This is a genomic window from Bradyrhizobium sp. UFLA05-112 (genome assembly GCF_053572325.1).
The window spans coordinates 43,502-57,658 of record NZ_JBANBK010000014.1; the positions used below are offsets into that span (position 1 = coordinate 43,502).

At 64.2% G+C, this 14,157-nt stretch carries 14 protein-coding genes; 2 read left to right on the forward strand and 12 right to left on the reverse strand.

Annotation, left to right across the window (positions count from 1 at the left end; all coding sequences use genetic code 11):
• The first annotated feature begins 2 nt into the window (after positions 1-2).
• A complete protein-coding gene (locus tag SO180_RS10925) occupies positions 3-1,250 on the forward strand; it encodes a DUF763 domain-containing protein (RefSeq protein WP_449378901.1) in 1,248 nt (415 codons plus the stop codon).
• Positions 1,251-1,255: 5 nt separating this feature from the next.
• On the opposite strand, the gene SO180_RS10930 is transcribed toward SO180_RS10925, so the two are convergent.
• The 4 genes from SO180_RS10930 to SO180_RS10945 form a co-directional block, all read right to left on the reverse strand.
• The gene (locus SO180_RS10930) at positions 1,256-1,486 is read right to left on the reverse strand and encodes a hypothetical protein (RefSeq protein ID WP_449378822.1); all 231 of its coding nucleotides are present in this window, start codon (positions 1,484-1,486) and stop codon (positions 1,256-1,258) included.
• Between the two features lie 113 nt (positions 1,487-1,599).
• The gene (locus SO180_RS10935) at positions 1,600-2,865 is read right to left on the reverse strand and encodes a cytochrome P450 (RefSeq protein WP_449378823.1); all 1,266 of its coding nucleotides are present in this window, start codon (positions 2,863-2,865) and stop codon (positions 1,600-1,602) included.
• An 87-nt stretch (positions 2,866-2,952) separates the two neighbouring features.
• Positions 2,953-3,273, reverse strand: coding sequence for a hypothetical protein (locus SO180_RS10940; protein WP_449378824.1), 321 nt, complete (start codon positions 3,271-3,273; stop codon positions 2,953-2,955).
• 108 nt (positions 3,274-3,381) lie between these two features.
• Positions 3,382-4,155: a ferredoxin--NADP reductase gene (locus SO180_RS10945; RefSeq protein WP_449378825.1), complete on the reverse strand. Its 774-nt coding sequence runs from the start codon at positions 4,153-4,155 to the stop codon at positions 3,382-3,384.
• A 149-nt stretch (positions 4,156-4,304) separates the two neighbouring features.
• On the opposite strand from SO180_RS10945, the gene SO180_RS10950 reads away from it, so the two are divergent.
• Positions 4,305-5,501 (forward strand): amidohydrolase family protein, encoded by a 1,197-nt coding sequence (locus SO180_RS10950; RefSeq protein ID WP_449378826.1) that lies wholly within the window; start codon positions 4,305-4,307, stop codon positions 5,499-5,501.
• 138 nt (positions 5,502-5,639) lie between these two features.
• Here the strand turns inward: SO180_RS10950 and SO180_RS10955 are convergent, their stop codons facing one another.
• From SO180_RS10955 to SO180_RS10990, 8 genes are all read right to left on the reverse strand, one after another.
• Entirely contained in the window at positions 5,640-6,095 is a 456-nt protein-coding gene (locus tag SO180_RS10955) for a MarR family winged helix-turn-helix transcriptional regulator (RefSeq protein ID WP_449378827.1), read from the reverse strand.
• A 10-nt stretch (positions 6,096-6,105) separates the two neighbouring features.
• Positions 6,106-6,810 carry an ABC transporter ATP-binding protein gene (locus SO180_RS10960; RefSeq protein ID WP_449378828.1) on the reverse strand — a complete coding sequence of 235 codons (705 nt, stop codon included), beginning with the start codon at positions 6,808-6,810 and terminating at the stop codon, positions 6,106-6,108.
• Positions 6,807-7,598, reverse strand: a complete 792-nt coding sequence (locus SO180_RS10965; protein WP_449378829.1) for an ABC transporter ATP-binding protein — start codon at positions 7,596-7,598, stop codon at positions 6,807-6,809. The genes SO180_RS10960 and SO180_RS10965 overlap by 4 nt, the downstream gene beginning before the upstream one ends.
• A complete protein-coding gene (locus SO180_RS10970; RefSeq protein ID WP_449378830.1) occupies positions 7,595-9,484 on the reverse strand; it encodes an ABC transporter permease in 1,890 nt (629 codons plus the stop codon). The genes SO180_RS10965 and SO180_RS10970 overlap by 4 nt, the downstream gene beginning before the upstream one ends.
• Positions 9,485-9,640: 156 nt before the next feature.
• A complete protein-coding gene (locus tag SO180_RS10975) occupies positions 9,641-10,843 on the reverse strand; it encodes an ABC transporter substrate-binding protein (RefSeq protein ID WP_449378831.1) in 1,203 nt (400 codons plus the stop codon).
• 103 nt (positions 10,844-10,946) lie between these two features.
• Positions 10,947-11,531 (reverse strand): amino acid synthesis family protein, encoded by a 585-nt coding sequence (locus SO180_RS10980; protein WP_449378832.1) that lies wholly within the window; start codon positions 11,529-11,531, stop codon positions 10,947-10,949.
• Positions 11,532-11,558: 27 nt separating this feature from the next.
• Positions 11,559-12,458 (reverse strand): UPF0280 family protein, encoded by a 900-nt coding sequence (locus SO180_RS10985; RefSeq protein WP_449378833.1) that lies wholly within the window; start codon positions 12,456-12,458, stop codon positions 11,559-11,561.
• On the reverse strand, positions 12,455-13,912 hold the full coding sequence (locus tag SO180_RS10990) for a 6-hydroxynicotinate reductase (protein ID WP_449378834.1): 1,458 nt from the start codon (positions 13,910-13,912) through the stop codon (positions 12,455-12,457). Before SO180_RS10990 ends, SO180_RS10985 begins: the two co-directional genes overlap by 4 nt.
• Between the last annotated feature and the right edge of the window lie 245 nt (positions 13,913-14,157).

Consider the following 14,157-nt stretch of genomic DNA (forward strand, 5'->3'; position numbering starts at 1 on the left):
CCATGCCCCGACGCACCGGCAGCGCCGATCTTCCCCTTCACAACGGACGGGTTCCACCGTGGCTCGCAAGCCGCATGGCGTCGCTGGGCGCGATCGTCACACAGGTGATCGTGCATCACTACGGCCGCGACGAGTTCATGCAGCGGCTGTCGCATCCCTTCTGGTTCCAATCGTTCGGCGCCGTGATGGGAATGGACTGGCACTCTTCCGGCATCACCACTTCCGTGATCGGCGCCCTGAAACGCGGGCTCGCACCGCTCCAGAACGAGCTCGGCATCTATGTCTGCGGCGGCCGCGGCCAGCATTCACGGAAGACGCCGGATGAGCTTCTGACGCTCGGCGGTCGCATCGGCTTCGATGGCGTCCGGCTGACGCGCGCGAGCCGCCTCGTTGCGAAGGTCGACAGCGCGGCGGTGCAGGACGGCTTTGACCTTTATCTGCATGGCTTCTTCGTCACCGCCGACGGCAAATGGACGGTCGTGCAGCAAGGCATGAACGGCGAGAAGCGGCAGGCCCGCCGCTATCACTGGCATTCCGAGGCGCTGAAGAGCTTCGTCGATGCGCCGCACAGCGCGATCGACGGCCCCGTGCAAGGCGAGATCGTCAATCTCACCGACCACCGTGCCGACGTCTCGCGCTCAGCGCAGCTTGAGCTGCTCTCCGATCTCGGTCCCGATCGCATCGTGACCGAATTCGAACGTCTGAGCGGTGTCGAACCCGCACAAGCCATGTTGCCGCACCTCATCATGCCCGCGCATCACGATGTGCGTCCGAAAGACGTCTTCGCGCGTCGCCTGCACGGCACATTGGCTGCGGCCGCCGAGCGCGGTCCGGTCGATTTTCCAGAGCTGTTGCTGACACCCGGCGTCGGAGCGCGCACCGTGCGCTCGCTCGCGATGGTCGCCGAGGTCGTGCACGGCGCGCCCTATCGCTTCAAGGATCCGGCACGCTTCTCTCTCGCCCATGGCGGCAAGGACCGCCACCCCTTCCCCGTGCCGATCAAGGTCTATGACGAGACCATTCGCGTGCTCAAAGGCGCGATCGCGAACGCAAAGCTCGGGCGCGAAGAGGAAATGCAGGCGATCAAGCGTCTCGACGAGCAGGCGCGGCGACTGGAACGGAGCGCGCGGGGCCCATCGGTCGAGGCCTTCATTGCGGCCGAGCGCGCAGCTTCACCTCAGCTCGACGGCCGATCCGTGTTCGGCTGGGAGCGCGATCTCGTCGCGTCGGAGAAGCAGACTGGCTCGTGAGCCGCCTAGCCTTCGTCCTCCTCCTCCGCGAGCCGGTTGGCCGGGTGGTCCTGGTACTGCTCGGTCTGGATATATTTTCCGTCCATGCCGCGAATGTCGGAATGCTGCGCCTTGTCGCGGTTCGACAGGATCATGTTGTCGCCAATCTTGTCTTTCGAGACCTCCGTGAAAGCGCCGTTCCCCGCGCCCTTGCCATGCGTACCTGACCCAATATGCGTCTTGCCTCCGTTGGGCATGGATTGCTCCCTTGCTGTCCGCACCGGGGCCAACGCGTGCCCGGCGGCGATTGTTTCGTCGGCCGCGGCAAGATCGTCACCACGCGGTTCCGATACGCCGCCGGCTGGTGACGTCAATTTGCGAGCAATTGCTCGACGTCGGCCGGGCGGGATTTAGCGTGACGGTTCCCGCCGTCGTCGGCCACGACCGGCAGTTTCGCGATGGCGCGGATGCCCGGGCGCTTGCGCCAGTGAACTTGCGAAGTATCCACGGCGAGACCAAGCCGCGGCCAGCGCGTGAACAAGGCCTCAAGCGCACACGCCGCCTCGATCCGCGCGAGCTGGTGACCGAGACAGAAATGGATTCCCGTGCCGAACGAGATGTGCCGGTTGGGCCTGCGTTCGAGATCAAGCCGCTCGGGAGCATCATGCACCGAAGGATCCATGTTCGCTGCGGCCAGCATAACCATGACGCGATCGCCCTTTTTCAGGCGCACACCCTCGAGCTCGAGATCCCGCCGCACATAACGCGGCTTTGAGAATTGCACCGGCGAGACGAAGCGCAGGAATTCCTCGACGGCAAGGCTGGCGCGAGACCAATCCTCTTCCAGCCAATCGCGCAGGCCGGGATTTTTGAGGAGCTCATAGACCGAGCCGCTGATGAGGTGCGTGGTTGTCTCCGAGCCCGCTGCCAGCAACAGGAACACCATCGAAACCATCTCGCCCGGCGTGATGCGGCCGCCTTCCCGCTCGACCTGAACGAGCTCCGCAATCAGGCCTTCGCCACCTTGCGCGCGGGCGATCCGCAACTGCTCTTCGAGATAGGCACGCATCTTGCGAAACGCGAACAGCAACCGAAAGAAGCTGACGACGTTGGTCAGCGAGGACATCGCATTCGCCCAGGCGATGAATCGGGGTCGATCGGCCATCGGCAGCCCGAGCAGCTCGGAGATCACCGACAGCGGCAGGATTCGGGCGTAGCGCTGGACGAGATCGGCCGGGCTTCCCGCCGCGAACAGCTCGTCCGCGAGTCCGTCGGCGATGGCGCGGATGCGCGGCTCCATCGCGACGATCGCGCGGCGGCGGAAGGCTTCGTCGACGATGCTGCGCAGCCGCGTGTGATCCGGCTCGTCCATCGTCAGCATGTTGCTAGCAATGGTCGTAACGAGTTTCGGCATCCACCAGCGCAGCCCTGCGACCTTGCCGTCCTCCCTGCGCAGCGTGAACGTCGCGCCGTCCTTGAGAACCTGCGCCGTCGCATCGTGGGTGGTGGTGACCCAGACATCGCCGATGAGCGGAAAACGGGTCGCGACCACGGGCCCGCAGGCGCGCAGCTTCGCGATTCCCTTGGGCGGGTCGCGAAAGAAGGCGTCGCTGGTGAAATCGATGCGCGGTGTCATGGGTCACCGCCCCTGTTGATGGCGCCTCACCAGATGGTATGCGCAATGGCCGGCGCAAGGGCCGGAACATCGATCAAAAGATGGCGATCAGCCGCGCCCCTGCGAACGCGGCCCCGATTTGCGCTGGTTGGTGTAGGCGTCCCAATGGCTCCAGCTCCCGTTGCTGAGGCTTTGCAGGTCGGTCGCCAGCGGGCGGCGCGTACGCTTTTCGTAGTCGGCAATCGTGCGTTCGGATTGCGCTATCTTGCGCTTGAGCTCGACAATCGCCTTCTGGGTCTGGCCGTTGCGCTTGGATGATGCGACCTCGCCCATCATGAAGCGCGCGGTCTCGAGCGCTTTCAACTCGGCGCGGTTCTTCTTCACCTGAACCCGGTGCCAGGCGATGTTGCTGTCGTTGTCCGCAACCATGTAGGAACTCCGCTGATTCGGCGCTCCCATAGTATCGCCTGCAGAATCGGCGCCGCAACGGGCGCCGGGCGGCGAAAATGCGGCTTTATTGCGCGGCTGAAACCGGGCTTACCGCTCGGCAAAGGCCTTTTCGACCACGAATTGCGCCGGCTCGCCGTGGTTGCCCTCGACGAAGCCGCGCTCCGTCAGCAGCATCCGGGTGTCAGCGACCAGCGCCGGACTGCCGCAGATCATGACGCGGTCGTGGGCCGCCTCAATCGGCGGCAGGCCGATGTCGCCGAACAGCTTGCCCGAGGTGATGAGGTCGGTGATGCGGCCGCGGTTACGGAAGGGATCGCGGGTGACGGTCGGATAGTAGATCAGCTGGTTGCGGATGTAGTCGCCAAGCAGCTCATCGTTCGGCAGCTTCTCGGTGATCATCTCGCCATAGGCGAGCTCTCTCACGTGCCGGCAGCCATGCAGGAGCACCACCTTCTCGAACCGCTCATAGGTCTCGGGGTCCTTGACCACGCTCAGGAACGGCGCGAGGCCCGTGCCGGTTCCGATGAGGTAGAGGTTGCGGCCCTCTTCCAGATTGTCGATCACCAGTGTGCCGGTGGCCTTGCGGCTGACGATGATCTCGTCGCCTTCCTTCAGATGCTGCAAACGCGAGGTCAGCGGGCCGTCCGGCACCTTGATCGAGAAGAATTCGAGCGTGTCCTCGTAGTTGGCGCTGGCGACGCTATAGGCCCGGAGCAGCGGCTTCTCACCGAGCTTGAGCCCGATCATCGTGAACTCGCCGTTGCGGAAGCGGAAGGTCGGGCTGCGCGTGGTCTTGAAGCTGAACAGCGTGTCGGTCCAGTGGTGGACGCTGAGGACGCTTTCCTGGTTAAAATTGCTCATCTCATCTTCCCTTGCCGGTGCGCGGGCGACTGTCAGCTATGCGTCATTCGTATACGATTGTTCGTATACAAATGAATAATCCGGCTTGATCCTTTGGTCAAGGCTGCTCAAGATCGCGAGCGTTGCAGTTAGGAATGAGGAGCCTTTCCATGGCGCATGACGCACCCCAGGCCACCGGGCCTTCGAAGCTCGTGATCCGCAATATCGGCCTGATGCTATCGGGCGCCCTGGAGAAGCCGATCCTGGATGGCGACACCATCGTCGCCGAGAACGGCAAGATCACCGCGATCGGCCGGTTCAAGGACGTCAACACGGACGGTGCGACCACCATCGTCGACGCCAACGGCACCACGGTCGCACCGGGGCTGATCGACAGCCACGTGCACCCCGTCGCCGGCGACTGGACGCCTCGGCAGAACCAGATCAACTGGATCGACAGCTACCTGCATGGCGGCGTCACCACCATGATCTCGGCCGGCGAAGTGCACATGCCCGGCCGCCCCCGCGACGTCGTCGGCCTGAAGGCCATGGCGATCTTTGCCCAGCGCGCGTTCTGGACGCTGCGGCCGGGCGGCGTGAAGGTTCACGCAGGTGCACCCGTCATCGAATGCGAGATGGTCGAGGAGGATTTCAAGGAGATGGCCGCGGCTGGCGTCAAGCTGCTCGGCGAGGTCGGTCTTGGCGGCGTCAAGGACGGTCCCACGGCGCGCAAGATGGTCGGCTGGGCGCGCAAATACGGCATCCAGAGCACGATCCACACCGGCGGCCCCTCCATCCCCGGCTCCGGCCTGATCGACAAGGACGTGGTCCTCGAGGCCGACACCGACGTGATCGGCCACATCAATGGCGGCCACACCGCGCTGCCCGACGACCAGATCCGCTGCATCTGCGAGGGCTGCAAGCGCGGCCTCGAGCTCGTGCACAATGGCAACGAGCGCTCTGCACTATACACGCTGCGCACCGCGCGCGAGATGGGCGATTTACACCGCGTCATCCTCGGCACCGACGCGCCGGCCGGCTCCGGCGTGCAGCCACTCGGCATTTTGCGCATGGTCTCGATGTTGTCCTCGCTCGGCGAGCTGCCGGCCGAGATCGCGTTCTGCCTTGCGACCGGCAACACGGCGCGGATGCGCGAGCTCGATTGCGGCCTCATTGAAGTGGGCCGCTCGGCCGATTTCGTCATCATGGACAAGGCGCAGCATTCGCCCGGCAAGAACATCCTTGAGAGCGTGCAGCTCGGCGACCTCCCCGGCATCGGCATGACCATCATCGACGGCATCGTCCGCACCCAGCGCAGCCGCAACACCCCACCCGCAGGCAAGGTGCCGGAGGTGGTGGGGAAGTAACGCCACCTAAACGGCATCGTAGGGTGGGCAAAGGCGCAAAGCGCCGTGCCCACCACTTCTGTTTATTTCAGAAAGAACTGGTGGGCACGCTTCGCTTTGCCCACCCTACAGCACTTTGCCCACCCTATGAGACCGAATTCACCTCAACTTGTTCAGCAACCCCATCAGCAGCTCGCGCTCCTTCGCGTCGAGCGGCGCCAGTGTCTCACGCGTAATCGCGAGCGCATTCGGCGCAACCTTTTCAGCGAGCTGCTGACCGGCGCGTGTGAGGCTGACGAGCAGCCGCCGGCCGTCTTCCGGATCCTGGCTCGTCTCCGTCAGTCCGCGCGCGCTGAGCCGGTCGATCACGCCCTTGATGGTCGCGACATCCATCGCCGTGAGGCGCCCAAGCTGGTTCTGCGAGCATGGCCCGGTCTCGGCAAGCTTCGACAGCGCCGCCCACTGCGTCGGCGTCAGATTGGTGCCGATGTCGCGGGCAAAGATCGCGCTATGACGCTGCCAGACCTGGCGCAAGATGAAGCCGACCTGCTCATCGAGCACATAGGGTGGCCTGGCCTGCCTGATGCTCTTCTTGGCTGCGACGCCCCTCGCCATTCCCGCCCCTTTACAATGACAGATGTGCGTCGCGGATATCCGGGCGCGCATCGAGCTCGGCCATCGTACCACCGAAACAGATTCGGCCACGCTCGATGATATAGGCACGATCGGAGATCAGCTTTGCAAAATGCAGGTTCTGCTCGGAAACGACAATGCTGACGCCTTCCTTCTTCATGGTCAGGATTGCATCGACCATCTGCTCCACGATCTTGGGCGACAGCCCCTCTGACGGCTCGTCCAAAAGCACCAGCGACGGATTGCCCATCAGCGTGCGGGCAATGGTCAGCATCTGCTGCTCGCCGCCGCTCATGCGGCCACCCGGCCGGTTGCCCATCTCGTTCAGATTCGGGAATAGCGTGAACAGCTTTTCGCGCGTCCAGTATGGCGCGTTCGACCGTTTCGGCTGACGGCCGACCTCTAGATTCTCCTCGACCGTGAGGTCGGTGAAGATGCGGCGCTCCTCCGGCACGTAGCCGAGCCCGCTGCGCACAATCTCATGCGTCGGCCGGGCCGAGACGTCCTTGCCTTCGAACATGATGCGACCCGAGCGCTGCGCGACTAGGCCGACGATGGAGCGGAACGTCGTTGATTTGCCGGCGCCGTTTCGGCCCAGCAGCGCAACCACCTCACCGTCGCCGACCTCGAGGGCGATGTCGAACAGGATATGCGCCGGACCGTAATGGCTGTTGAGCCCCTCGACCGTGAGCTTCATGTTGAGGCCCCCTCGCGATGACGGGCATCGTAGACGAGGCCCTCGCCGAGATAGACTGCCTGCACCTGCGGGTTGCCTCGCACCTCCGTCGGCGATCCTTCGGCAATCAGTGTGCCGCGGTTGAGCACGATGATGCGGTCGGCATGCTCGAAGACGACATCCATGTCGTGCTCGGTAAACAGCACGCCAATGGATTCCTCCCGCGCGATGCGCGCGGTGAGCCGCATCAGGTCGGTGCGCTCGCGTGGCGCCATGCCGGCGGTCGGCTCGTCCATCAGCAGGAGCTTTGGCTGATTGGCGAGCGCAATCGCAAGCTCGAGCCGCTTGAGGTCGCCATAGGCGAGCTCGCCGCAGGGACGATCCGCATAGCCGCCCATGCCGACGAGCTCCAGGAGGCGCACGGCCTCGTCGCGGTCGAAGCGCGGTGCCGAGCCCCAGAGATTGAGCAATTGCTTTTCGTGCGAGATCAGCGCGACCTGCACGTTCTCGCGCACTGTCATGGTGGCGAAGGTCGCCGTGATCTGGAAGGTGCGGCCGACCCCGAGCCGCCAGACCTCGCGCGGCTTCTTGCCCGTCGTATCCTCGCCGAGCAGGCGGATGCGCCCGGCGTCCGGCGTGTTCTGGCCGTTGAGCATGTCAAAGCAGGTGCTCTTGCCCGCGCCGTTGGGACCGATCAGTGCCAGGATCTCGCCGGCACGCAGCTCGAACGAGACGCCGCGCACTGCGTGAATGCCGCCATAGGACTTGGTCAGGCCTTCGACCGCGAGAAGTGTGGGTGCGACGCTCATTCGGTGGACCCGATCGGTTTGGCGAGCATTGTCGAGCCCGGCGGCGAGGATCCCTTGCGCCGCTGCGCAAGCATTTCCAGCATGCCGACAATCCCTTTCGGGAAGACGACCACGATCAGCACGATGAAAGCGCCGAGCACGAGCTTTGACAGGTCGGTCTGGCTGACGAGCCAGATGTTGAGCGCCTTGTAGACGATCGCGCCGATCACTGCGCCCGACACCGTCTCGACGCCGCCGAGCAGCACCATGACGAGCGCATCGACCGACAGCGAGATGCCGAGATTATCCGGGAAGACGCTGCCCTTCAGGTATGCAAACAGCGCACCACCGATGCCGGCCGTGGTTCCCGCAATGACGAAGGCCGTCCACTGCATGCGCTTGACGTTGATGCCGATCGCCTCGCTGCGCAATGCGGAGTCCCGCGTGGCCCTAAGTGCGTAGCCGAACGGTGAGAACACCGCGATGCGTAGTGCGATCGTCACCAGCGCGGCAACGCCGAGCGCCAGCCAGTAGAAATGCGACGGGCTCGCCGCCCATTTTTCCGGCCAGACGCCCAGAATGCCGTTGTCGCCGCCGGTGACGCTGACCCACTGGAACGCGATCGACCATACGATCTGCGCGAAGGCGAGCGTCAGCATCGCGAAATAGACGCCGGAGAGCTGCACGGCGAAGAAGCCGAACACGGCGGCACCGAGGCAGCCGAGCAGCGGCCCTAGCAGCAGGCAGACGATCATCGGCAGGCCCGCCATCTTGGCGAGGAACGCGACGCCATAGGCGCCGAGGCCGAAATACGCCGCGTGCCCAAAGGACGCGAGACCGCCGACCGCCATCAGAAAATGCAAGCTGACGGCGAAGATCACGAAGATCGCGATCTCCGAGCCGACTGTCAGCGCATAATTGCCGGCGAACAGCGGCAGTGCTGCCGCGACGACGAGTGCGGCAACCGTAGCCAGCCGCTCGTTCGACGTCAGTGGCCGCCAGGGATTGACCGTGAGACCCGGCGTGCGGCGCGCGGGCGCCTCAGGCCTGCCGAACAGGCCCCAGGGACGTACGATCAGCACCACCGCCATCACCAGGAAGACCAGGATGATGGAAATCTTCGGGAAGATCAGGATACCGAAGGCGTTGAGCTCGGACACCAGCACCGCCGCGACAAAGGCGCCCACGATGCTGCCGAGACCGCCGATCACGACGACGACGAAGACCTCGACGATGATGCGCAGATCCATGGCGTGATGCACGGCGTCGCGCGGGATTTGCAGCGCGCCGCCAAGCGCTGCGAGGAAGACGCCGACCGCGAACACCGACGTGAACAGCCATTTCTGATTGACGCCGAGCGCCGCGACCATGTCGCGGTCCTGCGTCGCCGCGCGCACCAGAACGCCCCACCGGGTGCGCTGGAACAACAGCCAAAGGATGCCGAGCACGACCGGGCCAAGCACGATCAGGAACAGGTCGTAACTCGGGATGTTCTGGCCAAAGAAATCGACCGCGCCCTTGAAGCCCGGCGCGCGGCGGCCGAGCAGATCGTCGGGGCCCCAGATGAGGACGACGAGATCCTCGACCATCAGCGTCAGGCCGAAGGTCGCGAGCAACTGGAACAGCTCGGGCGCGTGATAGATACGCCGGAGCAGCACCATCTCGACGAGGACACCGATCAGCGCCACCGCGAGCGCGGCGATCACGATACCGCCCCAGAAGCCGAACGCGCCAGAGAGGCGATCCGTCAGCGTGAAGGCGATGTAGGCACCGACCATGTAGAACGCGCCGTGCGCAAAGTTCACGATCCGCGTCACGCCGAAGATGATCGACAGGCCCGAGGCCACCAGGAACAGCGACGCTGCGCTGGCGAGTCCAGTCAGAAACTGTACGACGTAAAAGGCCATCGGCGGTCCGGGTTGGGTTTCAGTGCGCTCCCCGCGCAGGGAGCGATAACTTCGTAGGGTGGGTTAGCGAAGCGTAACCCACCACTTTCCTCGCCGCGGGATAGACCGTGGTGGGTTACGCCTTCGGCTAACCCACCCTACGGCAGCGGCAAAACTTCAATCCTTTGGCCGCAGTTTCTCGACTTCGGCATCACTCGGCAGATAGTCCGCGCCTTTCTTGTAGGACGAATCCACCATCACGCCCTTGCCATCCTTCAGCGCGGTCTTGCCGACGAAGGCACCAAGCGTCGACTGGTGATCGATCTGGCGGAAGGTGATCTCTCCAAAGGGCGAGCCCACAGAGAGACCTTCCGCCGCCGCGATCAGCTTCTCCGGATCGGTCGAACCGGCCTTCGCCAGGATCGCCGCCGCCGACTTGATGGTCTGGTAGCCAACGATCGAGCCGAGGCGCGGATAGTCGTTGTATTTGGCCTGGTAGGCCTTGAGGAACGCGTCGTGCTCGGGCGTTTTGATCGAGTACCAGGGATAGCCGGTAACGATCCAGCCCTCGGGCGTCTCGTCCTTGAGTGGATCGAGATATTCCGGCTCACCGGTCAGGAAGGAGACGACATCACGTCCCTTGAACAGGCCGCGCGTATTGCCTTCGCGCACGAGCTTCACGAGATCGGCGCCGAAGGTGACGTTGAGGATCGCCTCCGGATTGGCTTGGGCAACCGCCTGCACCACCGGGCCCGCATCGATCTTGCCCTGCGGCGGCCACTGCTCGTCGACCCACTGGATGTCGGGACGCTTCTCCGACATCAGCTTCTTGAACACCGCAACCGCGGACTGGCCATATTCGTAGTTCGGCGCGATCGTCGCCCAGCGTTTTGCCGGCAGCTTTGCCGCTGCTTCCACCAGCATCGCCGCCTGCATGTAGTTGGAGGGACGCAGGCGGAACGTATACTTGTTGCCCTTCGACCAGGTGACGGCATCCGTCAGCGGCTCGGCGGCGAGGAAGAACACCTTTTTCTGGTTGGCGAAATCGCTCACGGCAAGGCCGATGTTCGACAGGAACGTGCCCGCGAGCATCGCAACGCCCTCGCTCGAGACGAGCTCGTTGGCCGCGGTCTGCGCGTCGGCCGGCTTGCCGCCGTCATCCTTGGAGATCACGACGAGCTTCTTGCCGTTGATGCCGCCGGCCGCGTTGATCTCCTCGACGGCGAGCTGCCAGCCCTTGCGATAGGGCTCGGTGAATGCCGGCAACAGCGAGTAGCTGTTGATCTCGCCGATCTTGATCTCCTGCGCCGTCACCGAGCCGGCCATGCCGCCGACCAGAAGCGCAAACGCCGCGCCGACAAAACAGTTTCTTGCTCGCATCCCAACCTCCAGTTTTTTGAAGACTCAATTTCTTGAGCATGATCTTGTCGGAAAACCGGTCCCCACTTTGCGCAAACGCGGCCCTCCGGATACGGATCATGCTCTAACGCAGGCCGTCTTCGCCCTTGATCTCCGCAACCGTCAACCCGCCAACCCGCGGCAGCGGGCGGCCGCTGTCGGTGACAGCCACCGCGACCATGATCTCGTTGGCGCGCGGCGCGTCGTTGATCTGCACTTCCATGCCGTCGAAATGACTGCGCACGAAGGCCGCGTCCTTGTGGCCTAATGGAATGTCGAGCGTCGTGCCCGGACCGCTGCGCTTCTTCGACGACGGAATCAGTGCCGCGCCCTTGCTCAGGACCTTACGCACTGGCGCGCCCATCTTCGGATGCAGGATCGCGGCAGCATGCTCCAGCTCGCCGTTCTCGCCGACGGCGGCGGCCTTGCCGTAACTCTGCACCTTCGAGCCTTCGATCCCGAGCGCCGCCACCGCGCGCCTTGACAAGAGATCGCCGAGCTCCTCGCCGATCGCGATCAGCGGTGAAAGATCTTCGACGTATTTCCCGGCGAACGGATTCTCAATGACTGCGATCGCCGCGGCGCGCCGGGTCGGCGGCGAGACGGACCGTCCCATCTCCATCTGCGTCTCTTCGACGACGGTGACGATCTTGCGGATGATCGCGCTCATGTCAGCTTCCTTGGCTCGCTTCCCTGATCAGGCATGGACCGCGTTCTCCAATAAAGACGGGCGCGATCGTCGCCGCTCAATATCCTTGGTCCCGATGACAAGCATATCACCACATAGCCTGAGCACGGCACCCTCGATCAGTCCACGATCGAACAATTGCCGTGCACATTCTGCGCCAGATTCGAGAGCCTCGCGAATTTCTATCTGCGACAATGCGCCGACGTCGCGACTGACGAGACGCGCGCCGAGGTCGCTGTCGGGCTGGATCTCGTTCGCCGGACGGCGCTTGACCGCCGGATGCCCGGGCAGATCGACGGCATTGGCGATGACGGTTGCTGCCGCATCGGCTTGAGAGGCCGTCGCTGTCAGCACCGTCACCGCGTCGGCAATACCGAGCGAGAAACTGCGCCCATGGCGCCCGCTGGTCGCCACGCCACGGATCGGATCGTCCGCCCCAATCGTGATCGCCTGCATCACGCCGGCGCGGTCGGGGCGGTCCATCAGGCCGATGGCAAAATGCTCGCCTTCGCCGAGATGCAGCGCGATGTCGCCACCATTGTTGACATAGGCTTGGTCGAGCTGCGCCGCGCCAAGCATAGCACCGAGAACTTCTTCCGCCACACTGCCAGCGACTGCGGCCATCGGCGTGATGAAGCAATCGCCTGCGTAGGGAGCAACGGCGGCGTACATGCGCCGCGCGACGACACCTTTCAGGACGCATTGCACCGGCTGCGCCGCTTTGCGTAATTCCGTCAGCTCGGCACAGAGCTCGTCGAGCAGCCCGGTGAAGCGCCGTGCTGCCGCCTCGTAGGCCGCGCGAACCTGATGCTCGGCTCCCCTCGCCTCCACGATCAGATCAATCGGACCATCCTGCAAATGCAGCCGCCGGCCATCAGACAGCAACGCAATTTGCGGAAGCCTCCTCATGCGCGCCGTCCCGGGATCGGGTTCTGCCACGGCACCTGGCGAATATCATCACTCTCCCGGACCTCGGACAGCGGTCGCACATGATCCATGTGGCCCCCGAGCGCGGCATAGTCGGACAGCCTCATCGTGAACTCGATCGGCGCGACAAGAGCCGGCGTCGGCACATAGCCGAACGCACCGGCCGGCATCTGCGTCACATCGACCATGTAGGTGATGCCGCCGCCGGGCCAGACATAAACCGGCGCACCGCCGCTGGTGACGCGCGTCAGAGCATCCTTCACCGAGCGTGTCAGACGCACCGGATTATCGGTAACGCCGGCGCGCAAGGAACCCCCGGCGCCCGCCATGAACAGTACGGTGCACAAGGCCGGCTCACAATTTTCCTGGATGCGCTCGACCGAGAATCGCAGGTCCGCCGGCATCTCGGTCTCGACCGGCTTCAAGGCACCGTCGAGCACATAGTAGGACGCGTGCTCGCCGGTGGTGGAGACCATCAGCATGGTCAGGCCGGGTTTCGCTTCCTTGGCGTCGAAAGGACCGAGGATCGACAGCGGATCGGAGATGTTGGTGCCGCCCCAGCCCGTGCCGGGATCGGCGACCTGGAAATAGCGACCTGGCGTCGAGCGCCGCCCCTTCATCTTGATGCCGGTGTCGGCAATATCGAGCAGCTTGCCGGCCTGATGCTCGCTGAGCACCCCGGTGATGTGATCGTCGACCACGACGACCTCGTCGACCTTGCCGTGCCACTGCTTTGCGAACATGCCGATCGTCGCCGAGCCGCAGCCGACGCGCATGCGCTCTTCCTTCACGCCGTTGACGATCGGCGGCTCTCCCGCCTGCACCACCACCGTCGCGCCACCGTCAATCGTGAACTCAACCGGCTTGCAGTTGGAGAGATCCATCAGCGTGTCGCAGGTGACGCGGCCTTCCTTCTTGGAGCCGCCGGTCAGATGATGCACGCCGCCGAGCGACAGCATCTGCGAGCCGTATTCGCTGGTCGTGACGTGGCCGACCGCCTCGCCCTGCACGCGCACCACCGCGCTTTCCGGGCCGAGGTAGCGGTCGGTGTCGATTTTCACCTTGACGCCGCAATACGAGAAGATGCCTTCGGTCACGACGGTGACCATGTCGACGCCATCGACTTCCGATGAGACGATGAACGGCGCCGGCTTGTAGTCGGGATAGGTCGTGCCCGCACCGATCGCAGTGACGAAGGTCGAGGGTTCATGGACGATCTTGCCGTCCCAATCCTCTGACCGGCTAAACGGCACCAGCTTGCCGCCGTGCGACACCGTGCGCTCGAGGATGATATGTGGATCGACGCGGACGAGCTTGCCGTCGTGGTTGGCGTAGCGGTCGCAGGCACCCGCCGCGCCCGGCTTGATGTAGCACATCACCGGACAGGCATCGCAGCGGATCTTGTCGGAAGCCGCGCTCGTCGCTTCAGTCACCATGTCAAAGCCAACTGATCCAGGGCTTATCATTCGTATACGAACGATGTTGCGCGCGATGCCGGAAGCTGTCAAGCGGCGCCACCGGCAAAACCATGCGGCTGCCGAATAAAACCTCATCTGCCTGCCTGCCCTGTCCACAAAGCGGGCAACCGCGCTGCACTGCGGCATGCGGCGCTTGCACGTTTGTGTACAAACGGTATCGTCGGGCTTCGCAGTTTGACATGCGCGCGCCGCACCGGGACCAG